Here is a 24,576-nt window from a genome sequence, read left to right as displayed (position 1 = left end):
TACAATAGCCGCACCTGTTCACGCCCACGCCGGCATCCGCCGCTCGACTCCATGGCCCGCCTCATCCCCGACGACTGGAAAAGCCTCGCCGCGACCGGCGCAGCCGAACGCGAGCGCGAAACGCTCGCCGCGCTCGAACACGCGCTGCCCGACAGCTACACCGTGTATCACGGCGTCCACTGGACGCGCGCCGACCAGGCGTTCTCGGTATTCGGCGAAGCCGCGTTCGTCGTCGTGAGCCCGGCCGGCCGCGTGCTGCTGATCGAGCAGAAAGCCGGCTTCCTGCGCGAAACGCCGAAGGGGCTCGTGAAGGTCTACCTGCAGAAAGAGCGCAACGTCCCGATCCAGCTCGCGCGCACGCAGGAGACGCTGCACCGGCGCCTGACGGCCGCGCTCGGCGCGGGCGTCTACGGCGTCGAGGCGTTGCTGTACTGCCCCGACTACTCGATTCGCGACGCGTCGATCGCGGGTGTCGCGGCCGACCGCATCGTCGATGCGTCGCGCAAGGCGCAGCTCGCGCAAGTGATCCTGCAAATCCTGCCCGAGGACGACGAACACCTGCCGAATGCGTCGAAGCTCCACCATTTCCTCGCGGACGAACTCGCGCTCACGCCCGACACGAGCGCGCTCGTCGGGCAGGCCGGCACGCTCGTCACGCGGCTGTCGGGCGGGCTGGCCGCGTGGGCGCGCCAGCTCGAATTCGCGCCGTTCCGGCTGCACGTCACCGGCACGGCCGGCTCGGGCAAGACGCAGCTCGCGGTACAGGCGATGCGCGATGCCGTCGCAGCCGGCAAGCGTGTGCTGTACGTGTGCTTCAACCGGCCGCTCGCCGACTACATCGCGCGCATCGCGCCGCCCGGCGCGAAAATCGCGAACTACCACCAGTTGTGTGACTGGGTCGCACGCGACGGTGGCTATACACCCGACTTCCAGGTGCCCGGCGAATTCGAGCGGCTCGAAGCGCGTTTCGCGGAAGCGCCGATTCCCGAGCGCTGGCGCTTCGACGTGCTGGTCGTCGACGAAGGGCAGGATTTCCATGCGCCGTGGGCGGACGCGCTCGAGCGCTTGCTGGCGCCGGACGGCGCATGGTGGTGGCTGGAAGATCCGCTGCAGAACCTGTACATGCGCGAACCGGTCGCACTGCCCGGCTGGGTCACGCTGAAGGCGCTGACGAACTACCGCAGCCCGCGAGACCTGCTCGAATTCGTGCGCGACGTCGTCGGCCGCGTCGAGCCGCTCGCGGCCGAACTGCGCTCGGGCAGCCCGTTCGACGGGTCGGATCCGTCGGTATCGGCATACGGGGAAGAAGGCGCGTCGGCCGACGCATTGTCGGAAGCCTGTATCGACGCAACCAAGCGCGCGGTCACGCAGGCGCTGTCGCTCGGCTTCCGCAAGCAGGACATCGCGGTACTGTCGTATCGCGGCCGCGAGGGCTCGGTGCTTGCGCCGCTCGACCAGCTCGGCCCGCACCGGATCAAGAGCTTTACCGGCAAGTACGACCTGTTCGGCAACCCCGAATACCGCGAAGGCGACGTGCTGCTCGATTCGATCTACCGCTTCAAGGGCCAGTCGGCGCCGTGCGTGATCCTTACCGAGGTCGACTTCGACACGCTCGACGCGCGTGCCGCGCGCAAGCTGTTCGTCGGTGCGACGCGCGCGACGATGAAGCTGCTGATCGTCGCGTCGTCGCGCGCGGCCGCGCAACTCGCGGCGGGCTGACGCAATCGGTAGGCGACAGACGGGCAAGCGCCCGTCCCGTCGCCGCCCACGGTCGATCAAGCCACCCGGAACGCCCCCACCGCACGACGCAACCCGTCCGCCTGCTCCTCGAGCGACGCCGCCGCTGCCGCAGCCTGCTCGACGAGCGCCGCGTTCTGCTGCGACACCTGGTCCATCTGCGACACCGCGCGGTTCACCTGCTCGATCCCGTCGCGCTGCTCGCTCGATGCGGACGCGATCTCGGTCATGATGCCCGTCACGCGACCGATCGCCTGCTGGATGTCCTGCATCGTCGTGCCGGCCATGCCGACGAGCCGGGAGCCGGTCGCGACACGCTCGACCGATTCGCCGATCAGCGTGCGGATTTCCTTCGCCGCGGACGCCGAGCGCTGCGCGAGCGTACGCACCTCGCCGGCGACCACCGCAAAACCGCGGCCCTGCTCGCCAGCACGCGCGGCTTCGACCGCCGCATTCAGCGCAAGAATGTTGGTCTGGAACGCGATGCCCTCGATCGTGCCGATGATGTCGGCGACCTTCTGCGAGCTCTGGTCGATCTCGTTCATCGTGCCGATCACCTCGCCGACCACCGTCGCGCCACGCGTCGCGATCTCGCTTGCGCTGTCCGCGCAGGCCTGCGCCTCGAGCGCGTTGTCGGCGTTCTGTTTCACGGTCGCCGTCAGCTGCTCCATGCTCGCGGCCGTCTCCTGCAGCGCCGATGCCTGCTCCTCGGTGCGCTGCGACAGGTCGGTGTTGCCGGCCGCGATCTGGTGCGTCGCCGTCGAGATCGCTTCGGAACCCTGGCTGACCTGGCGCACCGTATCCGCGAGGCTGCGCTGCATGCCCGTCACCCCCTTCACCAGCTCGGCCATCTCGTCGCGCGACGACCAGCGCACTTCCGATGTCAGGTCGCCGTCCGACAGGCGGCGGAAATGCGACAGCAGCCGGTTCACCGGCTGCGTGATCGCGAAATGCAGACCGATCGCGCAGCCAAGGCATGCGGCCAGGCCGAATGCGATGCCCGCGATCGCGCCCATACGCATCCAGCCGTAATAGGTCTGCGCGGTGTCGTACACGTCCTTGCCACGCGCGACCTGGTACGCGTCAAGCGCATCGGTCGCCTGCGTGAGCGCGACCGACAGCGGCGGCGCGACCGTCATCAGCAGCCGGTCGGCCTCGTCGCGCCGGCCTTCGCGGATCGCGTCGATCATCGGCTTCAGCGCCTGCCCGATCAGCGCCTGGCGCGCGGCTTCGAGGCGGCTCGCGAGCGGGCCTTCGTCGCCGTCGTGCGGCATCGCCGCGTAGTTGCGCCAGGCCGTGTCGGCCTTCGCGAGATAGTTCTCGGCCTTCTTGACGAGATCCGGCACTTCCGGCGCTTCCGGATGCAACAGTGCGCGATCGAGCGTCGTGCGCACGATCGTCAGGTTCAGGCTCGCCGCGGACAGCGCGGTCTTCGCAGCCAGTTGCTGCGTATAAGCCTCGTCGAGCGCGCGGTTCGAGCTCTGCATGCCGGCCAGGCCGATCAGCCCCGACACGACGAGCAGCACGGCGACGAGACCGAGCGTGGAAAAGATCCGCGTACGGATCGAGAAACGGGAAAACAAGGCGTTCAGGTTCATGACGGCACGTAAGCGGTGAAAAATGCCGCGGCAATCGGTCCGCAGCACTCTGGATTACGGTTTGCCTGCAGAAAACTTGAGTCCGTCCCCGTTTCTTGCCTGATCCCGGTCAATTTCCCATGCCGGCAATCTCCTGTTACGGTTGCAACATATCGAGGCTGAGCAGAAATTGACTGGTCAACTATCCATCGCTATAGTTCGAATCAATTTCCTGCCATGGCAGATATATCGATGACTACCGATACCCTCCTCACTCCGCCCGCCACGGAAGCGGCCCGCCGCGACGCGCCGACCGGGCTGATCGTCGCCGCGCTGCTGCTCGTCATGCTGCTGTCCGCACTCGACCAGACGATCGTGTCGACCGCGCTGCCGACGATCGTCGGCGAGCTCGGCGGGCTCGACCAGCTGTCATGGGTCGTCACCGCGTACCTGCTGTCGTCCACCGTCGTGCTGCCGCTGTACGGCAAGCTCGGCGATCTGTACGGCCGCAAGATCGTGCTGCAGGCCGCGATCGTGCTGTTCCTCGCGGGTTCGGCGCTGTGCGGCGTCGCGCAGGACATGACACAGCTGATCGTACTGCGTGCACTGCAGGGTCTCGGCGGCGGCGGCCTGATGGTCGTCACGATGGCCGCGATCGGCGACCTGGTGCCGCCCGATCGCCGCGCGCGCTACCAGGGGATGTTCGGCGGCGTGTACGGCCTCGCGACGATCATTGGCCCGCTGCTCGGCGGCTTCCTCGTCGAACACCTTTCGTGGCGCTGGATCTTCACGATCAACCTGCCGCTCGGCTTTCTCGCGCTCGCGGTGATCGGCGTCGCGTTCCGGCCGCACACCGCGCACGTGAAGCACCGGATCGACTACATGGGCGCCACGTTCCTCGCGACCGCCCTCACCTGCGTGATCCTGTTCACGAGCGAAGGCGGCTCGCTGCTGCCGTGGACGTCGCCGCAACTGTGGATGACGCTCGTGCTCGGGCTCGTCGCGATCGGCGGCTTCATATATGAGGAGCGTCTTGCGGCCGAGCCGATCATGCCGCTCGAACTGTTCCGTCATCGCACCTTCGTGCTGGTCAGCCTGATCGGCTTCGTCGTCGGCATCGCGCTGTTCGGTTCGGTCACGTTCATTCCGCTCTACCTGCAGGTCGTGAAGGGCTCGACGCCGTCGCAGGCCGGCATGCAGTTACTGCCGATGATGGGCGGGATGCTCGTGACGTCGGTCGTCAGCGGCCGGCTGATCTCGCGGCTCGGCTCGTACCGGATGTTTCCGATCCTGGGCACGCTGACCGGCGGCATCGCGATGGCGCTGCTGTCGACGCTGACGCTCGATACGCCGCTGCATACGATGTATGCATACATGGCGCTGCTCGGGATCGGACTCGGCATGGTGATGCCCGTGCTCACGCTCGCCGTGCAGAACACGGTCGAATTCCGGCACATGGGCGTCGCGACGTCCGGTGCGACGCTGTTCCGCTCGATCGGCGGCTCGCTCGGCGTCGCGGCGTTTGGTGCGCTGTTCTCGCACGGGCTGCAGTCGCGGGTGATGGAGGCGCTGCCGGCCGGCACGGAGCTGCCGCCCGCGCTCGGCCCGGCCGCCGTGCACCAGTTGCCGGATGCCGTGCGCGACACATACCTGCATGCGTTCGCCGGTTCGCTTCATGTCGTGTATCTGTCGGCCGCGACGGTGATCGCGATCGCGTTCGTGCTTGCGTGGTTCGTCGAGGATGCGCCGCTGCGCAAGCACAACTGAGTTTCCCGTGGATCGCGACGCGAGCGTCGAGCTGCATCGCGATCCCCTTCCACCCGTCTTCAAGGCACCAGCACGACCCCACCCGTCGTCGCACGCGACTCCAGCAGCCGGTGCGCATCGGCCGCCTGTTCGAGCGGCAATCGCGCGCCGATCTCCACATGCATCCCGCCCGCCAGCCGTTCGAGCGTCGCACGCGCAGCCTCCCGATACCCGCCAATGTCGCGTGCGATGAAACCGAGCACGCTCGGCCGCGCCAGCGCGATCGACCGCGCCGGCCCCAGTTCGTCGAGATCGAACGTATGCCGTGCGCCGATCGCGGCCACCTGCCCGATGCTCGCGACCATCCCGAACGGCCGGATCGCACCGAGCGTGCGCGTCAGCACGTCGCCGCCGATCCCGTCGATCGCGTAATCGACCCCGGCGCCGCCCCCGAACGCGCGTGCCGCCGCGACAAAATCCTCCTCGCGATAATCGACGACTGCCTCGGCGCCATGCGTGCGCACGAGCGCGGCCTTCGACGCCGATCCGACCGTGCCGATCACCCGTGCGCCGAGCGCGCGCGCCCATTGCGTCGCCAGCAGCCCTACCCCGCCGGCCGCCGCATGCACGAGCACCGTGTCGCCGGCGCCGACTTGCCGGACGCGATGCAGCAACATGTAAACCGTGATCCCTTTCAGCAGCCCGGCGGCCGCTGCGTCGTCGCTCAAACCGTCGGGAATCGGCACCACGCGCTCGGCCGGCATCGTGCGCAGGCTCGCATAGCTGCCGGTCGGCATACCCGCATACGCGACACGCTGGCCAGGGACGAGATCCGTCACGCCCGGCCCGACCGCGTCGATCACCCCGGCCGCCTCGACACCGAGCGCATCCGGCAGCGCGGGCAACGCATGCGCGCCCGTCCTGAAATAGATGTCGACGAAATTCACGCCGATCGCGGTCTGGCGAATCCGCACCTCGCCGGCAGCGGGCGGCGCAACAGGTGCATCGACACGGCGCAGCACGCCAGCGTCGCCGTAGCGGTCGATCCCGATCCGGATGGCGGTAATGGTTTGGGTCATGACGTTCCTCACAATCGAATGAAGTGACACGATCATCCCATCGTGCATAATCGATCGGAATTCCCGTTGATTGCCCATCTACTGTGCAAAATTCGACCGATCAAGCACCCACACCCGCGTCCGCGCCGCCGATGAGCTGGGACGACATCCGCTACTTCCTCGCGGTGATGCGCGGCGGCAGCCTGTCGGCCGCCGCGCGGGCGCTGCAGGTTCAGCATTCGACCGTTGCGCGCCGCATCGACACACTGGAGTCCGCGCTCGGCATCCGGCTGTTCGACCGGCTGCCGCGCGGCTGGCCGCCCACCGACGAAGGGCTGCACCTTGCCGAGCACGCCACGCGCCTCGAAGCCGACGCGCATGCGTTCGCGCGCGCCGCCCAGGGTGCGGCGGCGCTCGACGGCGTCGTGCGCGTATCGGCGTCGCCGGTATTCGCCAGCCACTTCCTCGCGCCGCGCCTGGCCCGCGCGCAGCGGGCATGGCCGGCGCTGCGGATCGACCTGATGGGTGAGATGCATGCGGCGAACCTGTACGCGCGCGAAGCCGATCTCGCGGTGCGGTTGTCGCGGCCGACCGAACCGGGGCTCGCCGCGCGCCGGCTCGGCACGATGCGCTTCGCGCTGTGCGCGTCGCCGGAATGGGCGAGCGCGCCGCCCGACACCTGGCCGTTCGTCGGCTACGACGACGCGCTCGCGCAAACGCCGCAGCAGCAGTGGCTCGAACGTTTCGCGGCCGGGCGCCGTTTCGCGTTCATCGCCAACGACCTGGCCGCGCAGCATCGCGCGTGCGCGGCGGGCGCCGGCGTCGCGCTGCTGCCGCGCTTTCTCGTCGACGATCCGGCCGCGCAAGCCGGTGCGCCACTCGTCGAACTGACGGCCGCGCCACGTTGCGACATCGAGCGCGAGATCTGGCTCGTCGTGCACCCGGACGTGCGCCGCTCGCCGCGCGTGCAGCGTGTCGCGGATGCGATCGCCGATGCGGTTCATGCGGCGGACGGCCGGCTGTGAGTCACCGAAACGGCGAACGGCTTTGCCACGCGCTTCGGCGGCCGGCATAGTAGCGATTTGATTTCGCCAGACCCTCCGCCATGTCCACCGCTCCCGCCTGCGTCGTTCGCGACGCGACCGACGCCGACCTCGATGCGATCCACGCGATCTATGCGCACCACGTGCACCACAGCGTCGCGTCGTTCGAGGAAACGCCGCCCGACGCCACCGAACTGCGCGCGCGCCGCGATGCGGTACTGGGCCACGGGCTGCCGTATCTCGTCGCCGATTGCGACGGCCGCGTGGCCGGTTACGCCTACGCGACGCCTTACCGCACGCGCAGCGCATACCGCTTCACGATCGAGGATTCGATCTACATCGACGATGCGCAGCGCGGGCGCGGAATCGGCCGCGCACTGCTCGCGGCACTGATCGCGCGCTGCGAAGCCGGCCCGTGGCGGCAGATGATCGCGGTGATCGCCGATGGCGGCACCGGCGGCTCGACGGCGCTGCATCGCGCATTCGGCTTCGAACCGGCCGGCGTGCTGAAGGCGGTCGGCTTCAAGCGCGGCCGCTGGATCGACACGGCGCTGCTGCAACGGCCGCTCGGCGACGGCGCACACGCGCTCCCTGCCTCGCCCGAGCCCGCCGCGTCGCGCTAGAATGGCCGCATGTCAAAACAGACTCATTCCACGCCCGACGAGGCTGCACCGGATTCCGGCAACGAGTACACGGTCGACGAACTCGCGCGCGTGTCCGATACCACCGTGCGCAACGTCCGCGCGTATCAGGATCGCGGCTTGCTCGCGCCGCCGGAAAAACGCGGCCGCGTCGGCATCTACGACGACACGCACGTCGCGCGCCTGAAGCTGATCAACCATCTGCTCGCGCGCGGCTACACGCTGTCGAACATCCAGGACCTGATCAAGGCAATCGACGAAGGCCACGACCTGCGCTCGATCCTCGGCCTCGAAAACGCGATCGGCGGCCGCTGGTCGCACGAACTGCCGAAAACCTATTCGCTCGCCGCGCTCGCGCAGATGTTCGGCCCGCAGGCCACCACGCAGCTGTCGCGCGTCACCGATCTCGGCCTGCTCGAACGGCGCGGCCTGTCGTTCGTCGCGAAGAGCCCCGCGCTGCTCGAGGCGGCGGCCGCGATGACGAAGGAAGGCATCCCGCCGCGCGAACTGCTCGACGTGATCAGCCTCGCGCGGCCGCACTTCGACGCGATCGCGCGGCTGCTCGTCGATCTCGTCGTGAAGCGGCTCGACCGCTACGACGCCGGCACGCTGCCGCCCGCCACCGACGTGCCCGAGCTGGTCGACGCGATCTGGCGTCTGCGCCCGCTCGCGGCCGTGTTCGTCGAAGGCGAGACGAACCGCGCGCTCGAAACCGCGGCGAGCGCGTATCTCGGCGGCCGCGTCGCGACGATCCTCGACAAGAAGCTCAGCGACGAAGCGGCGCGCCAGTCCGGCACGCCGGATACGTCCGATCCGTCAGGCGCCGGCGACAAAGCATAGGGTCGCCGCCGTCATATTCATATCGGCAATGCTTCGTTTGCGGGCGCGATCGCCCATGCGACGATTCTTCCAACCGAGCGGCACCCACCGCTCCCGGAAGATATCTCGCATGGAGTTCGTTCGATGATTCGTTTCACCCGCTGGATCACCCGCACCGCTGCCGTCACGCTCGTCACGTTCGCCGCCGCGTCGGCCTTCGCGCAAGGCAGCGCCGACAAGGTCGTGCGCATCGGCTATCAGAAGGCCGGCCTGCTGTCGGTCGTCAAGGCGCAGGGCGCGCTCGAAGCGCGGCTCAAGCCGCTCGGCTATGGCGTTCAATGGTTCGAATTCCCGGCCGGCCCGCAACTGCTCGAAGCGCTGAACGCGAACAGCATCGACTTCGGCTACACGGGCGCGCCGCCGCCCGTGTTCGCGCAGGCGGCCGGCGTGCAGTTCGTCTACGTCGGCGCGGAGCCGCCGGCGCCGCACAACGAAGCCGTATTCGTGAAAGCCGATTCGCCGATCCGTTCGGTCGCCGGCCTGCGGGGCAAGAAGGTCGCGCTGCAGAAAGGCTCGAGCGCGAACTACCTGTTACTCGAAGCGCTGAAGCAGGCCGGCGTGCGCTATGACGAGATCCGCCCTGTGTACCTGCCGCCCGCCGACGCGCGCGCCGCATTCGAAAGCGGCAATGTCGATGCGTGGGCCGTGTGGGATCCGTACTACGCGGCCGCGCAGAGCGCGCTGAAGGTGCGCACGCTGTCCGACTACACGGGGCTCGCGGCGACCAACAACTTCTACGAAGCGACGCGCGACTTCGCGCAGCAGCATCCCGACGTGGTCGGTGCGATCCTGAAGCAGGCACGCGAGACGGGCTTGTGGGTCAACGGACATCCGGCCGACACCGCCGCGCTGCTCGCACCGAAGGTCGGCCTGCCGCAAGCGCTGGTCGAGACGTGGATCAAGCGCGTGCCGTTCGGTGCGGTGCCGCTCGATGCGCGGATCGTCGCTGCGCAGCAAGGGGTTGCCGATGCGTTCCATGCGGCGAAGCTGATTCCGCAGAAGCTGAATGTTGCGGAGAATGCGTGGATCGATAAAGGCGTGGCGAGCGCGCTCGCGGCGAAGTAACAGGCGGCGCAGCGCGCACTCATTCCCAAAAGGCCGACCGGCACCCTGCCCGTCGGCCTTTTTGGTTTGCGTGAAGCGCGGGCCCAACCGTCGCCGCTCGGCCACGAGCAGCTGTTCCCGCCCATCCCTGCCATGACGCTGCGACAGCCGAAGCGCATCGACTTGCCGGGATTCGAGTCATGCGACGCCTCCCGCAAACCTTTCGGCCAACCGCTCCCGGCCGAACGCTTCGACAACGAAGTCGACGAACACGCGTGTTTTCGCCGGCAGCAGCGCTCGCGTCGCGAAATAGATCGAAATCGCCCCCGCATCCACGTACCAGCGCGGCAGCAGACGGACGAGTTCCCCCCGTTCGATCGAGGACAGCACGTCCGACACGGCCAGCAACGTGACGCCCAGCCCGAGAATCGCCGCCTGGCGCATCGCGGCCGGGTCGTTGACCACGATGGTCTCGCCGAGCAGCGCAGGCATTTCAACGCCTGCCGAGTCGCGCATCGTCCGGTGACGCACACGGCCGGTGCGGCTCGAGCGCATCACGATGCCGCCGAGTGCTGCCAGATCGCCGGGATCGGTGGGCGGTGTGCGGCCGGCCATGTAGGCCGGCGACGCAACCGCCACGAGATGCGCAGGCGCCAATGGGCGAGACACGACGCCCGGCGCGAGATCGAACCCGCCACCCAGCGCGGCATCGTATCCCTCCGCAATCAGGTCGACCTGTCGGTTCTCGAAGTGCCAGTCCGGGCGAATCATCGGATAGCGCGCGAGGAACGCCGGCAGCAGCGGCATGACGTACGTCATGCCGAACGTCGGCGCCATGCTGACTTTCAGCACGCCAGCCGGCTCGCTGCGATCGGTCGACACGGACGCGATCGCCGCCTGCAGCGCGTCCAGATTGCCGCCGATTTCCACCAGAAAGCGCGCGCCCGCCTCGGTCAGCGTGAGCTTGCGCGTCGAGCGCTGGAACAGCCGCACGCCGAGATTGCGTTCCAGCAGCGCAACGTTGCGACTGACAGCGGCGGGTGTCAGCGCAAGACGCCGCGCGGCCGCGGAGAAGCTGCCCGTTTCGGCGCTGCGCACGAACGATTCGAGGTTGGCGAGCGTTTCCATGCGTGAATCTTAAAGCATTGCTTGAAAATAATTCAAACAATTACCCGCTAATCGTCAAGCAATAAAGGCGGCAACATTCGCTCACCTGACCTTGGGGAGTGAACGTCACCTGTTCGTCCCCTTGTCGACACAGGCATCGGCGTTATCACTTGATTCATCCCCTTCACCAGGAGCATCGACATGAGCACCATCGGTATCATCGGAGCAGGCGCCATCGGGTCCGCGTTCGCGAAAACGCTGGCGGGCAAAGGCATCGAAGTCATCATCGCGAACAGCCGGGGCCCGGATTCGCTCGCGGGCCTCGCACGCGAACTCGGCCCATCAATCACGCCGGGAACCCGCGAACAAGCGGCCGCGCAGGACATCGTCCTCGTCGCCGTGAACTGGGCGAAGCTGCCGTCCGCGCTGTCCGGATTGCCGGACTTCGGTGGACGCATCGTGATCGACGCGAACAACCCGATCGAGGCGCCGACGTTCGAACCCGCCGAATTGCATGGCCGCACGTCGAGCGCTGTATTCGCGGACCTCGTGCCGGGCGCACGCGTCGTGAAGGCGTTCAATCATCTGCCGGCGCACCTCCTTTCCGACGATCCACAGGCCGAGGGCGGGCACCGCGTGTTGTTCTTCGCGGGAGACGACGTGCAGGCGAAATCGGTTGTGAGCGGACTGATCGGGCGGCTCGGCTTCTTCGGCATCGACCTGGGTTTGCTCGAAAGCGGGGGGCGGCTCGTGCAAATCCCGGGCGGCCCGTTGCCGGTGCTGAATCTCGTCAAATTCGGCTAGCCGCCGAGGGGGGCGCCGCGGCCTTTGCGCACGATCCCGGGTGCCTCATGCGGGCGGCCGCCCGGGTTCGCAAACGCCCCCTATTCCGAGTTCGCGCAAGACTGCTACTGCTCGGAGAACACCAATCACGGCATTCCGCGAGCCACGCTTTTACCGGCACCGCGGGAAGCCACGCAAAACGCATGAAAATCCATGGTCAGCGGGCAAAAGGCCGCGGGCAAATTACCCGCTGGCCTTTTGCATTGCGGGACCACGCACCCCCGTTTACTTCAACGCTCCCGCCACCTTCTTCTGCCGCCACAGGCACAGCAAATCGCACGCAACATGCGCGGCGGCGATCGCGGTGATATCCGCGTGATCGTAAGCCGGCGCAACCTCGACCACATCCGCGCCGACCAGGTTCACCGCTGCGAGCCCGCGCACGATCGCCAGCGCCTGCGCCGACGACAACCCACCCGCGACCGGCGTACCCGTGCCGGGCGCGAACGCCGGATCGAGGCAGTCGATGTCGAACGTCAGGTACGCGGGCCGCGCACCGACGATCTCGGCGATCCGCTCGACCGCCGCGCGCGAACCATGGTCATGCACCCACGCGGCATCGAGCCGCTCGATCCCGAGAAAGTCGTCGTTCCACGTGCGGATGCCAACCTGCACCGACGTCGCCGGATCGATCAGACCTTCCTTCACGGCCTTGTAGAACATCGTCCCGTGATTGAGGCTGTCCGGCTCGTCGTCGGCCCACGTATCGCAGTGCGCGTCGAAATGAATCAGCGACAGCGGCTTGCCGTAGCGCTCCGCATGCGCGACCAGCAGCGGATACGTGATGTAGTGGTCGCCGCCGAACGTCAGCATCTTCGCGCCCGAACGCAGGATCGTGCGCGCATGCTCGATGATCGCGGGCTTGATCGACAGCGGGTTGTGCGCGTCGAACCAGCAGTCGCCGTAGTCGACGGCCGCGAGGTCGTCGAACGGGTTGAAGCCCCACGGATACGGATGAAGCTCCGCAAGCTGCACGCTCGCCGCACGAATCGCGGCCGGGCCGAGCCGCGCGCCGGAACGATAGGTCGTTGCAAGGTCGAGCGGTACGCCGGAGATCGCGACGTCGACGCCGTCGAGCACGCGCGAATAGTTGCGGCGCATGAATGACAGCACGCCCGCATAGGTGTTTTCGATCGAGGCGCCGTACGGCGTCGTGCGGCGGATCGCACCGTCGCCGTGGAGAAGTTCGGTCATGGGTCGGACCTGTTTTCGTGGGGAGCCGGCGCCGCCCCGCTTTCTATGGGCGCGCGGGCCGGGCACGGCATGGATTCATCGGGCACGCACCGGCTTGCGCATCCAGTCGCGCGGCCGGGCAGGACAACGACAACGGCAATACCGCGGCGATCATAGCAAGCCGAATTGAAGTCGTTGCCCCGGTTCAGCCGGGGCAACGCGTTGAAGAATTCCGGCGGCCACGCCCGCGGATCGGAGTGCGGCATCGCCGGACCGACGCGACGGCGGGCACGCGCCTGCGCATGCCATCCCGACCGCGTCCTAGAAGGATTCACCGGTTTTTGCACGCCCGTTCTTCCGGATAATGGCCGGCAGCCGCGCCCTCGACGGCGCGCCGTCCGCCGCAGACAACAACAAACCGGAGACACCCGCCTTGATCGCCACGCTTCCCGCCACCTACCGCCGGCTCTGGCCGCTCGCCATCGCCGCCGCGCTGCTTTACGGGCTGTCGCTCGCCGCCGCGCCCTATCCGGGCCAGGCCGTCGCGAAAGCCGCGATGGGCATCCTGCTGCTCGCGGCCGGCAGCACCTGCGGCGCGGCGCGCGAGCGCGCGTGGCTGTGCGCGGCGCTCGTCACCGCCGTGCTCGGCGATGTGCTGCTCGCGCTGCCCGACTGGCCGCTGTCGTTCGTCCTCGGCCTCGGCGCGTTCCTGCTCACGCATGTGTGCTACTGCGCGATCTTCTTCCGCTGGCGCGCACGGCCGCAGGGCTGGCGCATCGTCGCGCTGATCGGGCTGTGGATCGCCGCGCCGTCGTTCTACGTGGCGTTCTTCCCGCACCTCGGCGAGTTGCTGGCGCCGGTCGCCGTCTACATGCTCGTGCTGTGCGTGATGGCGAGCTTCGCGCTCGCCGCCCGCACGCACGGCGCGCTGGTCGCGATCGGCAGCCTGATCTTCGTCGGCTCCGACACGCTGATCGGCGTTGGCCGGTTCCTCGGTGGTTTTCCGGGCATCGACTACCTGATCTGGGGCCTCTACGCGCTCGCGCAGGTCACGATCGTGGCCGGGGTTTTCCATGAGACGGCCGCCCGATCGATCCGTCCCTGATACTGTTTCAAACAGACCGCCGCGCGCCGGCGGTCTCGTCCACCGCCTGTCTCGTCCTGCCGACGGCCCTTTCCGCCCATCCCGCATCGCGGAAATCAGACCGTTCCAAACCCCGCTCAGCCTTTTCCCGTCTGGCTTCCGGCCCTTAGAGCGCCGCTTCTAGCCTCTTGCGGTTTCCGGGCTCACCCACTATCGTTACATCAAACAATGTAACATTCTAAAATGAGCCAAATCGGAGACACCCGGATGAATGCTCGCACGTTGCCTTTCGGTCCACCCGGCCACGACGGCCAGGACGAAACCACCGACATCGCCATCATCGGCACCGGCTTCGCCGGTCTCGGGATGGCGATCCGCCTGCGGCAAACAGGCGTGACCGACTTCGTCGTCCTCGAGAAGGCCGCGTCGGTCGGCGGCACGTGGCGCGACAATCATTACCCTGGGTGTGCATGCGACGTGCAATCGCACGTCTATTCGTTCTCGTTCGCGCCGAACCCGCGCTGGACGCGCATGTTCGCGCCGCAGCCGGAAATTCGCGCGTACCTGGAAGACTGCGTGCAGCGCTTCGGCGTCGGCCCGCACCTGCGCCTGAACCACGAGCTGCAGCGCGCCGAGTACGACGAAGCCGCGCAGCGCTGGCGCCTCACGTTCGCGAACGGCAAGCGGCTGTCCGCGCGCGTGCTGGTGTCGGGGATGGGCGGCCTGTCGCGCGCCGCGCTGCCGTCGATTCCCGGCGTCGAGAACTTCAAGGGCCGCGCGTTCCACTCGCAACAGTGGGATCACGACTATGCGCTTGAAGGCAAGCGCGTCGCGGTGATCGGCACCGGCGCGAGCGCGATCCAGTTCGTGCCGCAGATCGCACCGCGCGTGAAGGAACTCGCGCTGTTCCAGCGCACGCCGCCGTGGATCATGCCGAAGCCCGACCGCAACCTGACCGGGCTCGAGAAATGGCTGTTCCGCACGCTGCCGTTCACGCAGAAAGCCGTGCGCAGCAGCATCTACTGGATGCTCGAATCGCGCGTGCTCGGCTTCGCGATCCATCCGTCGCTGATGAAGAACGTGCAGAAACTCGCGCTGCGCCACATCCGCAAGCAGATTCCCGATCCGGAGCTGCGCAAGACCGTCACGCCGAACTACACGCTCGGCTGCAAGCGCGTGCTGATTTCGAACGACTACTACCCGGCGCTGTCGCGCAAGAACGTCGACGTGGTCACGACCGGCATCGACCACATCGAGGCCGATGCGGTCGTGACGACCGACGGCCGCCGTCATGAAGTCGATTGCCTGATCTACGGCACCGGCTTCCAGGTGGCCGATCCGTATCCGCGCGGCGCGATCATCGGCCGCGGCGGGCTCGACATCGTCGACGCGTGGCGCGACGGCGCGCACGCATATCTCGGCTCGACGCTGCCCGGCTACCCGAACTTCTTCATGATTGTCGGCCCGAACACGGGCCTCGGTCACAACTCGATGGTGTTCATGATCGAGTCGCAGATCGAATACATCCTCGGCGCGCTGCAGGCGATGCACCGCGAACGGGCGGACGCGATCGAGGTGCGCCCGCTCGTCGAGGCGCAGTTCAACAGCGACCTGCAGGGCCGGCTCAAGAAGGCGATCTGGTCGACGGGCGGCTGCAAGAGCTGGTACCTCGATCCGCGCACCGGCAAGAACACGACGCTGTGGCCGGGCTTCACGTGGCGCTTCCGCCAGGCGACCGCGCACTTCTCGATCGCCGACTACCACGCGTATCGCGCGCCGCAACACGACACGACCGCGCGGCCCGCCGCCGCGCCCGCCGCTTCCGCTTCGACTTCCACGTCCGCCGAAGCGGCCTGAGCCAGACAAGGAGCCATTGACATGAGAGATTTCGCCAACAAGGTCGCCGCGATCACGGGTGCCGGCTCGGGCATGGGCCGCTCGCTCGCGATCCAGCTCGCGCAGGCCGGCTGCCACGTGTCGCTACAAGAACGGCGTCGGTCTCGCCGAAACCGAGCGGATCGTCCGCGCGATCGCGCCGAACGCGCGCGTATCGACGCGCGTGCTGGACGTCGGCGAGCGCGACGCGATGTTCGCGTGGGCCGACGACACCGCGAAGGAACACGGCAAGGTCAACCTGATCTTCAACAACGCGGGCGTCGCGCTGTCGAGCACGATCGAAGGAATGGAATACAGCGATCTCGAGTGGATCGTGAACATCAACTTCTGGGGCGTCGTGCACGGCACGAAGGCGTTCCTGCCGCACCTGAAGGCATCGGGCGACGGCCACGTGATCAACACGTCGAGCCTGTTCGGGATCTTCGCGCAACCGGGTATGAGCGGCTACAACGCGACCAAGTTCGCGGTGCGCGGCTTCACCGAATCGCTGCGCCAGGAACTCGACATGATGAAGTGCGGCGTATCGGCGACCTGCGTGCATCCGGGCGGCATCCGCACGAACATCGCGCAGGCAAGCCGCGTGTCGAAGAACATGGTCGGCTTCATGGTCGCGAGCGAGCAGCAAGGCCGCGACACGTTCGAGAAGTTCTTCATCACGACCGCCGACGATGCCGCGCGCACGATCCTCTCGGGCGTGCGCAAGAACAAGCGCCGCGTGCTGATCGGCCGCGACGCGAAGGCCGGCGACTGGATGGCGCGCGTGCTGCCGTCCGCATACCAGGCGCTCGTCGTGCTCGCGACGCGCCGCGAGGCCGCCCGCGCGCGCCGCGACGCCGCGCGCGGCACGCCGGCGCCCGCACCGCTGCACGCCACCTACAACAATGCAGGCAATCAGGGAGGAGAACAATCATGACGACCCCGAACATGATGCCCGTACGGCGCGACATCCGTTTCGCACTGCCCCCCGAACGCGCGCGCGACTGGCACGTGCAGGGCGTGCCGGTCACGCACTTCATGAATGCGCTGTCGCTGCTGTTCCCGGCCGGCGAACGCTTCTTCATGGATTCGGTGCGCAACTACCGCGACCGGATCGAGGATCCCGAGCTGAAGAAACAGGTGCTCGGCTTCATTGGCCAGGAAGCGATGCACACGCGCGAGCACATCGAATACAACGATCTGCTGCAGTCGTCGGGTCTGCCCGCACACAAGCTCGACAAGCGTCTGTGGACGATCCTCGGCTGGTTCAAGAAGGCGCTCCCGCATTCGATGCAGCTCGCGATCACGATCGCGCTCGAGCACTACACGGCGATTCTCGCGAACCAGTTGCTGTCGGGCCACGAGCACCGGATCGACGGCTCGGTCGAAGGCTACCAGCAGATGTGGATGTGGCACGCGATGGAGGAAACCGAGCACAAGGCGGTGTCCTACGACGTGTGGACCACCGTGATGAAGCCGGGCCTCGGCAGCTACCTGCTGCGCACGGGCACGATGCTGACCACCACCGTATTCTTCTGGGCGATCGTGTTCGACTTCCACGTGCGCCTGATGCGCGCGCACCGTCGCGAACACGGCAAGTTCGGCGGCATGTGGCGCCTCGTGAAGTATCTGTACGGCCCGAAGCACGGCGTGTTCCCGAGCATCGCGCGCGAATGGCTCGACTACTTCCGCCCGGGCTTCCACCCGTGGGACCACGACAACCACCAGTACCTGCAGGGGCTCGACACGCTGCTCGAGAACATCGACGCGACCAATGCGCGCTACGCGGCGCAAGCCGCTCCGCGCCGCGTGCCGCTGCACCCGGTCCCGCAGGCATGACGCCATGGCGCGCGCCCACGAGATGCTGACCGTTCAGTCCGGCGACGTGAAACTCGCCGTCTACGTAAGCGGGTCGCGTCGCGCGCCGCCGCTGATCCTCGTGCACGGCTACCCCGACTCGGCGGCCGTGTGGGCGCCGATCCGCGCGCGGCTCGCGAAGCGCTACCGCGTGATCGCATACGACGTGCGCGGCGCCGGCGCGTCCGATGCGCCGCGCCGCCGCGCCGACTACACGCTCGAGCGGCTCGCCGCCGACCTGAAGGCGGTGGCCGACGCGACCTGCGGCGGCCGGCCGTTCCATCTCGTCGGCCACGACTGGGGTTCGATCCAGTGCTGGGAAGCCGTGACCGATCCCGCATTCCGCGGCCGGATCGCGTCGTACACGTCGATCTCGGGCCCGTGCCTCGATCATGTGTTCCGCGCGAAGATGCGGCTCAAGCAGAGCCTGAAGTCGTGGTACATCGCGTTCTTCCACCTGCCGGTCGTGCCGTCGCTGGTGTGGCGGCTCGGCGGTGCGGCGCTGTGGCCGCGCTGGCTGCAGATCACCGAACGCGTGCGCGCCGAGCGCGACCCCGTGCAATTGAAGAACGCGCTGAACGGGCTGCAGTTGTACCGCGCGAACTTCCTCGCACGGGCGCGCAAGCCGCGGGAGCGGTACGCGCAGGCGCCGGTGCAGATCCTCGTGCCGGTGCGCGACCGTTATGTCACACCCGAGATGTCGGTCGACCTCGACCGCTGGCTCGGCGACCATGTGCGCGAGGAAATCGATGGCAGCCACTGGGTCGTGCTGCGCCACCCGGACATGATTGCGTCGCGGATTGATCGCTTCGCGTCCGCGCAGGAGCGGCCGGCGGTCGCGAATGCGGCGGTTCAGCGCCCCGTCGGCGCCGGCAGACGTCTGAACAGCGTCTCGTAGTCGATCACGAGCCCGCCGTCGTCGATGTCCATCTCGGCGGTGAAATTTCGGAAGATGCCTTCGTAACGGTAGCGCCGGCCCGGCTCGATGCATGCGTAAGCCTGCTTGACCGGCGTGACCTTCAGGTCCGGCGTCGAGATGTACACGACGTCGATCGGCCGCCGCTCGCCACGCACGAGCCCCAGGCGGCCGATCGGCAGCGAATTCGTGAATGGCGTCGCCGCGATGTCGATATCGATGCAGCCGTCGAGCTCCGGCAGCGCACGGCCCGCGCCGTCGCGCCAGTGGCCTTCGCCGTCGCCGCGCAGTTCGAGCGTGCCGCCGCCCATCACCTTCATCACCGCATACGTCACGCGCCAGTGCGGATCGCACTCGACGCGATACGCGAGCCCGTACGCGCGGCCGTACCGCTGGCCGACCACCGCGCTTTCGACGACGATCCCGCCGCCGCTCCGGTCGAACGTCAGATGTTCGACCCCGTCGCCTTCGAGCGACGCCCATCGCACTTCTCGCATCGTTGCACCTCCTCGGTTTCCGCCATGTCGGGCATCGTCGCACAGCGTGCCTTGCGCACGTCAACCGCGTTCGATTCGAGATCAGCCGGAAACGGGCTCATGCCATCAGGCGACGCCTTCACGCCCTCTTGATTCCGGCACGATGCCCGCGCATGGCAACCTCCGCTACCCGCATGGCATCGCCGGGCCGACACCGGATCGATGGGCGATGAACGACCCGTGAACCACCTGCGTGCGGCCCGCTCGCATGAAGGTACCCTTGAAATCGACTCGCCAGGCATCGGGGCCGACCGCGCGAACCTTGAAACCGGCCGCCTTTCCCGGATCGCGGCCTTTGGCATCGCATAGATAAACGCTGCCTTTCCCGGGATCGGAGCGTCCGGGCGCCGATCCGGCGTCGACTTCGGCATCCGGCCCATTCAACCACACGCTCACGCCGTCCTTCCTGGTGGACGTGATGACACCCACGGGCGCATCGTTGGGACCGCATGCTTGTCCGATCAGCCCGTCCGGCCAAACCTCCGGGGTTTCGCCTGCCGAACATCCGCATGCCAGGAGCGCAAACGCACCGATCAGGAACGGCGCCAACCGACGAAACCGGCGCGAACGCAATTCGACGTCGAATGGGTCGCTCCACGGGGATTGATCGGCAATGAGGCGTTTCATGACGATTGCTCCGTGCCCAAGCGCAAACCATGGACACTGCCATGACCATCGCGCGCCGCCGCAAGCGTGTCGGCGTCGACTCCGGTGCTGGCGCGCGATGGACGGAACACATTCACGCTCACGTATCCTTCGTTCCCGAAAAAACGCGACTCGTCATGATGCTCGCGGCAAACGCAATCAATATGGCCAGCCCGAATCGAATCGGATAGATATTGAATTCGCCCGAGACGAGGGTCCAGATCGACGCGCCGACCGTCGCCGTGGAGGCGACGACGAAGACGATCGTCGCCACCACGTTGCAGACGAGTACCGTGCGTAACGTGGATTTGACGGCGCGCGCGAGCGCGAACGCGCAAAGCAGCCACGCACCGGCCACGCATGAAATCAACGGGATGCCGGTCGGGATATTGATCGCCGCATCGATCGTGACCAGCGAAATGTTCTTCAATGCTTCCCAGATCAGATCGGTCGACAGCACCCAGATGAACGGCACGAGGAACGAGATGCCTGAAATCAGGGTCCGCGCAATCCACGAGCCTCGTAGGGTCGCGACAAGCGTGCTGGCCGGGCGCATTCATTCTCCCCGAGGTTGCGTGCCGACCGGCGGCAACGCATGTTCGTCTTCGGCGCCGCGTTCGATGCCGACAAGCGCACGTTGTGCGGCAGGCAGCTTCGGGTTGAGCGCCAGCGCGAGCCACAAATAGCGCCGTGCATCGCGCGCGTTGGCCGCTACGCCGTCGCCCGCCTGATAGGCCAGCCCCAGGTACAAGCAGCTTTCGGCATCGCCCAGACCGCACCCGCGCAGGAAGATCGGTATCGCGCTTCGCGGGTCGCGCACGCCGATGCCCCGCCCCGCCTGCCGCAGTTGCCCGAGATTACCGCACGCTTCGCCATGACTGCGATTACATGCGGACCGGTAATACGACACGGCCTGGCTCGGATCGCGCGCGACGCCCTGGCCGGTGGCATATATCACGCCGAGATTGAAGCAGCCGAGCGGATCGCCGTCGCTGCACGCGCCCTTGTACAGGAAGATTGCATGCTTGCGATCGCGGCGCACACCGAGCCCCTTCATATAGGCCGTGGCGAGATTCGAGCAACCCGATGCGCTGCCGCGGCGGCACGCCCTGTCGAACAGTTGCGCGGCCCGCCGGGTATCGCGCAGCACGCCGTTGCCGAATTCGTACGCCAGACCGAGATTCGAGCATTCCGTGCCGTCGCTCAACGCACAGGCTCGTTCGAAGGCTTGCACGGCGGCAACCCAGTCCTTATCCACACCCTCGCCGTTCATGAGCATGGTCCCCAGGCGCGTACAACTCGCGACATCCGAATTGTCGCAACCCCGGCCGTAGAAATACGCCGCATGATCGGACGCCTCCTTCGCGGCAGCGACATAGTCGAGCCCGACTTTCTCGCAGCGGCTCGGGTCGGTGGTCCTGCAGGCTTCGACGCGTGCCTCTTGCGACATCGGCGCCGAGGACACGGCTGAAGCAGCCGCGGCGGACGACGCGTCATCACCGGCCTTCAGGCGGGGGACATCGCCTTCGAACGGATGGAGCTCGGGGCCCGGCCCGGTATCCGTCTGCGATACGGCAGGCGTGGGGCCGCTTGCGGGAGCAGCCGCGCGCAGGCCGGCCTGACACGCGCTCAGACCGACGATCGATAGCGCAACGAGGAGATGCTTCATTTCGACCACGGCCAGCCTCGCACGGCACCGAGCAAACCACGCAGCCCCCTTCGCCCGCCGGCCAGCGCCCGCAATTCGTTGGTCAGTTCCGTTCGCTGCGTATCGCTCAATTGCTGCGGCGGCAGCGCGAGCAATTCGCGATACATCGCCTCCGCCTTGTCGGGCTCGCCCGCAGGCGCATAGCTACGGGCCAGGCTGATGCGCGCCCTGGTCAACTGCGCGTTGATCTGCTCGTCGGTTTCGCCGCCGCACGCCTGCAGCAACCGCTCGCACGGGTGGAGCGCATCGGCATGGCGGCCCAGCTTGCGCAGCAGGATGCCGAGGCTGACCGCCGACATCGCAGCCTGCAGCCTGACGTTCGCCTCGCCGGCACCCAGATAGAGATTCAGGGCCTCGCGATATCCCGCCTCCGAGGCGCCCGGATCGCGGTCGGCCAGCGTGTATGCCTTGCCGTACATCGCGGCAGCCACGCGCAAGCGCAAATAGGCGACGTCCGCATGCCGCCAGCGCTCGATGATTTGCGTATAGGCCTGCAGTTCTTCATCGTGACGGCCCAGCCGATTCAGGTCGATGGCCCTGTTCGACATGGCCAGCGCCACGTCCTTCTCGGCGGTCATCGACAGATCGTCGCCATAGCGCGCAATCACTTCCTCGTTGACCGCCAGCGACGCTTCGCGCTGGCTCAGACGCGCGAGACAAAACGCCTTGTTCGTCATGGCCTTGCGGCATTGGCGGCGCAGTTCAGGGTGAAGCGACTCGACATGCTGCGTCAGCACCTGGTCATACAGCGCGATCGCGTCGCGATACTTGTCTTCGTCTCTCAGTACATCGGCGCGATCCAGCGTGCCGCTGATCGCGTCACGCTGTTCCGGCGTCAGGTCTTCATATTGATCCCCATAGTCCACGGACGCGCCGCCGTCCCGCAACCGGTTGATGCAGGTCAGTCGGCTGGCCGCGCCCTTGGCCAGCGTATCGCGCAGTTTGGGGCTGGTGGCGCTCGCAAAGCGCGCCATCAGTGCGTCGTACAAGGGCAACGCGTCGCCGGGACGATCCAGTTCGTTGAGGAGCAGATAGGCCTTGTTGAGATACGCACTCGCCACACGCGGCTCGATGGCGGATTCCGTGTCCGCGGCGAAGCGCTCCAGCAGCAGGTCGTAACTCGCCATGGCCTCGTCGAACCGTAAGCGTTCGCGCTGGTGGCACGCGAACTGATACAACGCATCGGCCACCCGCGAACGGATGGACCCGTCCGTATCGGCATGAAAGCGTTCGTCCAGCGCATGCACGGCCCGTGCGTAGGCTTGCTCGGCGGGTTCAGGCGGCAGCTGTTCCGGCGACACGCCATCGGCTTTCGGCGGGACGGCATCGGCCAGGATGTCGATGCGCAGATCCATCGCGCGCGCCACGGTACGACGAAGCAATACGTTGGCGCCGAAGTCCTCCGGCTCCGCGGCACCCTCCAGACAACCCGGCTCCAACGCCCGCAGCGCTTCCTCCGGCCGCTTCATCTGACGCAGCAAATGGCCGCGCTGGACCTGGACGCGAATCCGCAGCGCGGTCAAGGCTGGCTCCGTCGTGCCGGATACGGCGCCGGCCGACGGCAACGTCAACGCATCGAGCGCCTGCTCGGGATGCCCCAGCGCGCGCAAGGCCCAGGATTTGAGCAGCAGGATGCGCATCAACTGCGGCGACACGGCCGGCATGGATCCGTCGCGCCGCAGATGCCGCAACAACTGCTCGGCCCCGTCGAGCGTCTGCTGCGGGCCTTCCACAGCCTCGAACCGCTCCAGCATCGCATCGATCAGGACGGCCTGCACCGCGGCATCGGGATGATCGCGATAACGCGTCCATTGTTCGTCGGCGACCTCGTCGGCCCGGTTCAGGTCATCCTCGTCGTCCGCTGCCTCGGCGCGCCGGCGCAGTGCGCGCGCCTTGCGGCGCAGTGCGATATTGACGAGTTCGAGCACCGACGCATCGTGACTGTCGGCATGGCTCGCGATCAGCGCATCGCACGCGTCGATCCATGCCGAGAGATGCTCGGCGTCGTTGCCAGCCTTGCCGGCCGCCGTCTCCGCCCATTCGAGCGCGTCGAACCGGGCCAATGCAAGCGTGTACCGGGTGCCCGGATGCGTACTGTGCGCATACCCGGCGATCAGCGCCTGCTGATCGGCGCGCGCCTCTTCATCGAGATCGAACGTTTTGAGCCGACGCGAGCGTTCATGCAACGCATCGGCCGCCACTTCCTGCAAATCCGGATCGTCCGCCCCCGCGAGATCGGCGTGCAAGGTCGCGTACGCCTTCAGCGCATCGGCATCGTAGTCGAGTGCGCCCAGCAGCCGGGCCTGCTGCAGACGAATCCGGCCAACCAGCACGCGCGTCGCCGGCCAGTCGTCGTTGTCGAATCGTTCGACCAGGTGATGCGCGCGGCGCACCATGTCCACGCGCGCGAAGGTCCCGCCCATCGCGGTGCGGATCTTGATCTCCTCCAGCGCGGCGAAAGCCAGCCATTCGCGCACCGCCAGCGCCCGGGTGTGCTCGAAACGCGCCTGGACGGCCTCGGCGATCTCCAGCGCGTCCGCCAGTTCGCGTTGCGAGGCCAGGGCCACGACCTTGCGGCACGCGGCTTGAACCAACCAGGGCCCCGCGGCCTCCGGCGTCGCGGCGCCCTGGTCGAAATATCGCGCCAAGGCATCGGCCTCGGCCGCCGCATCGGCATGCCGGCCAAGCGTGTCCAGCGCATCGACCTTGCGGAACCACGCGGCGGCCAGATGTTCCTGCAGTTCGACCGGCGCCGAGACAACCAGGGGCGCGGCCTGCAACAGGCGAACCCGCACCGCGTCGGCATCGACCAACGTCTTCTCGGCGTTGTCTTCCGTCAAACGCATATCTCCTCCTCGACACCGTGTTTCACGTGCATGAATCCAGTATGCCGATGGGTCGCGACGCGCCCTCGCGACGTACTCGCCGGAGCGGCACGTCGGTCCCGGTGGCCGGGATACGTCCCCCGCGAATTCTCCGCCGAGTCGAAGCAAATGACGAATTGCTCACGATTCGATGCGCTATCGGCGATCAAGGTGATCGAATATGTCGAATCGTCAGACAATGCGGCGGCCGGTGTTTCGGACGAGGACGTCCTCGTGTCGATGCAC

The 24,576-nt window shown here is 67.3% G+C and carries 20 protein-coding genes and 1 pseudogene; 12 read left to right on the top strand and 9 right to left on the bottom strand.

Annotated elements, in window-relative coordinates; all coding sequences use genetic code 11:
• Positions 1-51 precede the first annotated feature (51 nt).
• Positions 52-1,719 (top strand): ATP-binding domain-containing protein, encoded by a 1,668-nt coding sequence (locus KEC55_RS17960; RefSeq protein ID WP_282509179.1) that lies wholly within the window; start codon positions 52-54, stop codon positions 1,717-1,719.
• A gap of 56 nt (positions 1,720-1,775) precedes the next feature.
• Here KEC55_RS17960 and KEC55_RS17955 read toward each other — a convergent pair whose 3' ends face one another.
• Positions 1,776-3,335, bottom strand: coding sequence for a methyl-accepting chemotaxis protein (locus KEC55_RS17955; RefSeq protein ID WP_282509177.1), 1,560 nt, complete (start codon positions 3,333-3,335; stop codon positions 1,776-1,778).
• 231 nt (positions 3,336-3,566) lie between these two features.
• On the opposite strand from KEC55_RS17955, the gene KEC55_RS17950 reads away from it, so the two are divergent.
• Positions 3,567-5,081, top strand: coding sequence for an MDR family MFS transporter (locus KEC55_RS17950; protein ID WP_282509175.1), 1,515 nt, complete (start codon positions 3,567-3,569; stop codon positions 5,079-5,081).
• A 59-nt stretch (positions 5,082-5,140) separates the two neighbouring features.
• Here the strand turns inward: KEC55_RS17950 and KEC55_RS17945 are convergent, their stop codons facing one another.
• The gene (locus KEC55_RS17945) at positions 5,141-6,139 is read right to left on the bottom strand and encodes a quinone oxidoreductase family protein (protein ID WP_282509173.1); all 999 of its coding nucleotides are present in this window, start codon (positions 6,137-6,139) and stop codon (positions 5,141-5,143) included.
• Between the two features lie 131 nt (positions 6,140-6,270).
• Here KEC55_RS17945 and KEC55_RS17940 point away from each other — a divergent pair, with 131 nt between their 5' ends.
• The 4 genes from KEC55_RS17940 to KEC55_RS17925 all read left to right on the top strand — a co-directional run bounded on the left by KEC55_RS17940 (position 6,271) and on the right by KEC55_RS17925 (position 9,746).
• The gene (locus KEC55_RS17940; RefSeq protein ID WP_282509171.1) at positions 6,271-7,143 is read left to right on the top strand and encodes a LysR family transcriptional regulator; all 873 of its coding nucleotides are present in this window, start codon (positions 6,271-6,273) and stop codon (positions 7,141-7,143) included.
• Between the two features lie 80 nt (positions 7,144-7,223).
• Positions 7,224-7,784, top strand: coding sequence for a GNAT family N-acetyltransferase (locus tag KEC55_RS17935; protein ID WP_282509169.1), 561 nt, complete (start codon positions 7,224-7,226; stop codon positions 7,782-7,784).
• Positions 7,785-7,793: 9 nt separating this feature from the next.
• The gene (locus tag KEC55_RS17930) at positions 7,794-8,642 is read left to right on the top strand and encodes a MerR family transcriptional regulator (protein WP_282509168.1); all 849 of its coding nucleotides are present in this window, start codon (positions 7,794-7,796) and stop codon (positions 8,640-8,642) included.
• Between the two features lie 123 nt (positions 8,643-8,765).
• Positions 8,766-9,746, top strand: coding sequence for a sulfonate ABC transporter substrate-binding protein (locus tag KEC55_RS17925; protein WP_282509166.1), 981 nt, complete (start codon positions 8,766-8,768; stop codon positions 9,744-9,746).
• A 177-nt stretch (positions 9,747-9,923) separates the two neighbouring features.
• Here the strand turns inward: KEC55_RS17925 and KEC55_RS17920 are convergent, their stop codons facing one another.
• On the bottom strand, positions 9,924-10,853 hold the full coding sequence (locus KEC55_RS17920; RefSeq protein WP_282509164.1) for a LysR family transcriptional regulator: 930 nt from the start codon (positions 10,851-10,853) through the stop codon (positions 9,924-9,926).
• Between the two features lie 180 nt (positions 10,854-11,033).
• On the opposite strand from KEC55_RS17920, the gene KEC55_RS17915 reads away from it, so the two are divergent.
• A complete protein-coding gene (locus tag KEC55_RS17915) occupies positions 11,034-11,636 on the top strand; it encodes an NADPH-dependent F420 reductase (protein WP_282509162.1) in 603 nt (200 codons plus the stop codon).
• Positions 11,637-11,900: 264 nt separating this feature from the next.
• Here KEC55_RS17915 and speB read toward each other — a convergent pair whose 3' ends face one another.
• Entirely contained in the window at positions 11,901-12,869 is a 969-nt protein-coding gene (gene speB, locus KEC55_RS17910) for an agmatinase (protein WP_282509160.1), read from the bottom strand.
• Between the two features lie 412 nt (positions 12,870-13,281).
• Here speB and KEC55_RS17905 point away from each other — a divergent pair, with 412 nt between their 5' ends.
• The 5 genes and pseudogenes from KEC55_RS17905 (at position 13,282) to KEC55_RS17885 (ending at position 18,559) form a co-directional block, all read left to right on the top strand.
• Positions 13,282-13,953, top strand: a complete 672-nt coding sequence (locus KEC55_RS17905; protein ID WP_282509158.1) for a lysoplasmalogenase — start codon at positions 13,282-13,284, stop codon at positions 13,951-13,953.
• Positions 13,954-14,199: 246 nt separating this feature from the next.
• Positions 14,200-15,789, top strand: a complete 1,590-nt coding sequence (locus tag KEC55_RS17900; protein ID WP_282509155.1) for a flavin-containing monooxygenase — start codon at positions 14,200-14,202, stop codon at positions 15,787-15,789.
• 21 nt (positions 15,790-15,810) lie between these two features.
• Positions 15,811-16,741: pseudogene (locus KEC55_RS17895) on the top strand (SDR family NAD(P)-dependent oxidoreductase).
• The gene (locus KEC55_RS17890; protein ID WP_282509154.1) at positions 16,738-17,643 is read left to right on the top strand and encodes a metal-dependent hydrolase; all 906 of its coding nucleotides are present in this window, start codon (positions 16,738-16,740) and stop codon (positions 17,641-17,643) included. Before KEC55_RS17895 ends, KEC55_RS17890 begins: the two are co-directional and overlap by 4 nt.
• A gap of 4 nt (positions 17,644-17,647) precedes the next feature.
• Positions 17,648-18,559 (top strand): alpha/beta fold hydrolase, encoded by a 912-nt coding sequence (locus KEC55_RS17885; protein WP_282509152.1) that lies wholly within the window; start codon positions 17,648-17,650, stop codon positions 18,557-18,559.
• Here the strand turns inward: KEC55_RS17885 and KEC55_RS17880 are convergent.
• From KEC55_RS17880 to KEC55_RS17860, 5 genes are all read right to left on the bottom strand, one after another.
• Positions 18,514-19,074, bottom strand: a complete 561-nt coding sequence (locus KEC55_RS17880; protein ID WP_282509150.1) for a putative glycolipid-binding domain-containing protein — start codon at positions 19,072-19,074, stop codon at positions 18,514-18,516. The genes KEC55_RS17885 and KEC55_RS17880 overlap by 46 nt on opposite strands.
• 165 nt (positions 19,075-19,239) lie before the next feature.
• Positions 19,240-19,740 carry a hypothetical protein gene (locus KEC55_RS17875; RefSeq protein ID WP_282509148.1) on the bottom strand — a complete coding sequence of 167 codons (501 nt, stop codon included), beginning with the start codon at positions 19,738-19,740 and terminating at the stop codon, positions 19,240-19,242.
• Positions 19,741-19,858: 118 nt separating this feature from the next.
• A complete protein-coding gene (locus KEC55_RS17870; protein WP_282509146.1) occupies positions 19,859-20,314 on the bottom strand; it encodes a hypothetical protein in 456 nt (151 codons plus the stop codon).
• Complete coding sequence (locus KEC55_RS17865; protein WP_282509144.1) at positions 20,315-21,427, bottom strand: tetratricopeptide repeat protein; 1,113 nt, start codon at positions 21,425-21,427, stop codon at positions 20,315-20,317.
• Positions 21,424-24,306 (bottom strand): hypothetical protein, encoded by a 2,883-nt coding sequence (locus KEC55_RS17860; protein WP_282509142.1) that lies wholly within the window; start codon positions 24,304-24,306, stop codon positions 21,424-21,426. Before KEC55_RS17860 ends, KEC55_RS17865 begins: the two co-directional genes overlap by 4 nt.
• Positions 24,307-24,576 lie beyond the last annotated feature (270 nt).

The organism is Burkholderia cepacia, from assembly GCF_029962485.1.
Lineage (GTDB): Bacteria > Pseudomonadota > Gammaproteobacteria > Burkholderiales > Burkholderiaceae > Burkholderia.
The sequence above is the reverse complement of the archived record's forward strand: the minus strand, read 5'-3'. Positions and strand labels throughout refer to the sequence as shown.

Bases quoted from the DNA above. Each gene is read 5' to 3' on its own strand.
- KEC55_RS17865 (WP_282509144.1), bottom strand. From the start codon at position 21,427: ATGAAGCATCTCCTCGTTGCGCTATCGATCGTCGGTCTGAGCGCGTGT.
- KEC55_RS17925 (WP_282509166.1), top strand. From the start codon at position 8,766: ATGATTCGTTTCACCCGCTGGATCACCCGCACCGCTGCCGTCACGCTC.
- KEC55_RS17915 (WP_282509162.1), top strand. From the start codon at position 11,034: ATGAGCACCATCGGTATCATCGGAGCAGGCGCCATCGGGTCCGCGTTC.
- KEC55_RS17960 (WP_282509179.1), top strand. From the start codon at position 52: ATGGCCCGCCTCATCCCCGACGACTGGAAAAGCCTCGCCGCGACCGGC.
- KEC55_RS17950 (WP_282509175.1), top strand. From the start codon at position 3,567: ATGACTACCGATACCCTCCTCACTCCGCCCGCCACGGAAGCGGCCCGC.
- KEC55_RS17930 (WP_282509168.1), top strand. From the start codon at position 7,794: ATGTCAAAACAGACTCATTCCACGCCCGACGAGGCTGCACCGGATTCC.
- KEC55_RS17875 (WP_282509148.1), bottom strand. From the start codon at position 19,740: ATGAAACGCCTCATTGCCGATCAATCCCCGTGGAGCGACCCATTCGAC.
- KEC55_RS17920 (WP_282509164.1), bottom strand. From the start codon at position 10,853: ATGGAAACGCTCGCCAACCTCGAATCGTTCGTGCGCAGCGCCGAAACG.
- KEC55_RS17945 (WP_282509173.1), bottom strand. From the start codon at position 6,139: ATGACCCAAACCATTACCGCCATCCGGATCGGGATCGACCGCTACGGC.
- KEC55_RS17900 (WP_282509155.1), top strand. From the start codon at position 14,200: ATGAATGCTCGCACGTTGCCTTTCGGTCCACCCGGCCACGACGGCCAG.
- KEC55_RS17885 (WP_282509152.1), top strand. From the start codon at position 17,648: ATGGCGCGCGCCCACGAGATGCTGACCGTTCAGTCCGGCGACGTGAAA.
- KEC55_RS17955 (WP_282509177.1), bottom strand. From the start codon at position 3,335: ATGAACCTGAACGCCTTGTTTTCCCGTTTCTCGATCCGTACGCGGATC.
- KEC55_RS17870 (WP_282509146.1), bottom strand. From the start codon at position 20,314: ATGCGCCCGGCCAGCACGCTTGTCGCGACCCTACGAGGCTCGTGGATT.
- speB (WP_282509160.1), bottom strand. From the start codon at position 12,869: ATGACCGAACTTCTCCACGGCGACGGTGCGATCCGCCGCACGACGCCG.
- KEC55_RS17890 (WP_282509154.1), top strand. From the start codon at position 16,738: ATGACGACCCCGAACATGATGCCCGTACGGCGCGACATCCGTTTCGCA.
- KEC55_RS17935 (WP_282509169.1), top strand. From the start codon at position 7,224: ATGTCCACCGCTCCCGCCTGCGTCGTTCGCGACGCGACCGACGCCGAC.
- KEC55_RS17940 (WP_282509171.1), top strand. From the start codon at position 6,271: ATGAGCTGGGACGACATCCGCTACTTCCTCGCGGTGATGCGCGGCGGC.
- KEC55_RS17880 (WP_282509150.1), bottom strand. From the start codon at position 19,074: ATGCGAGAAGTGCGATGGGCGTCGCTCGAAGGCGACGGGGTCGAACAT.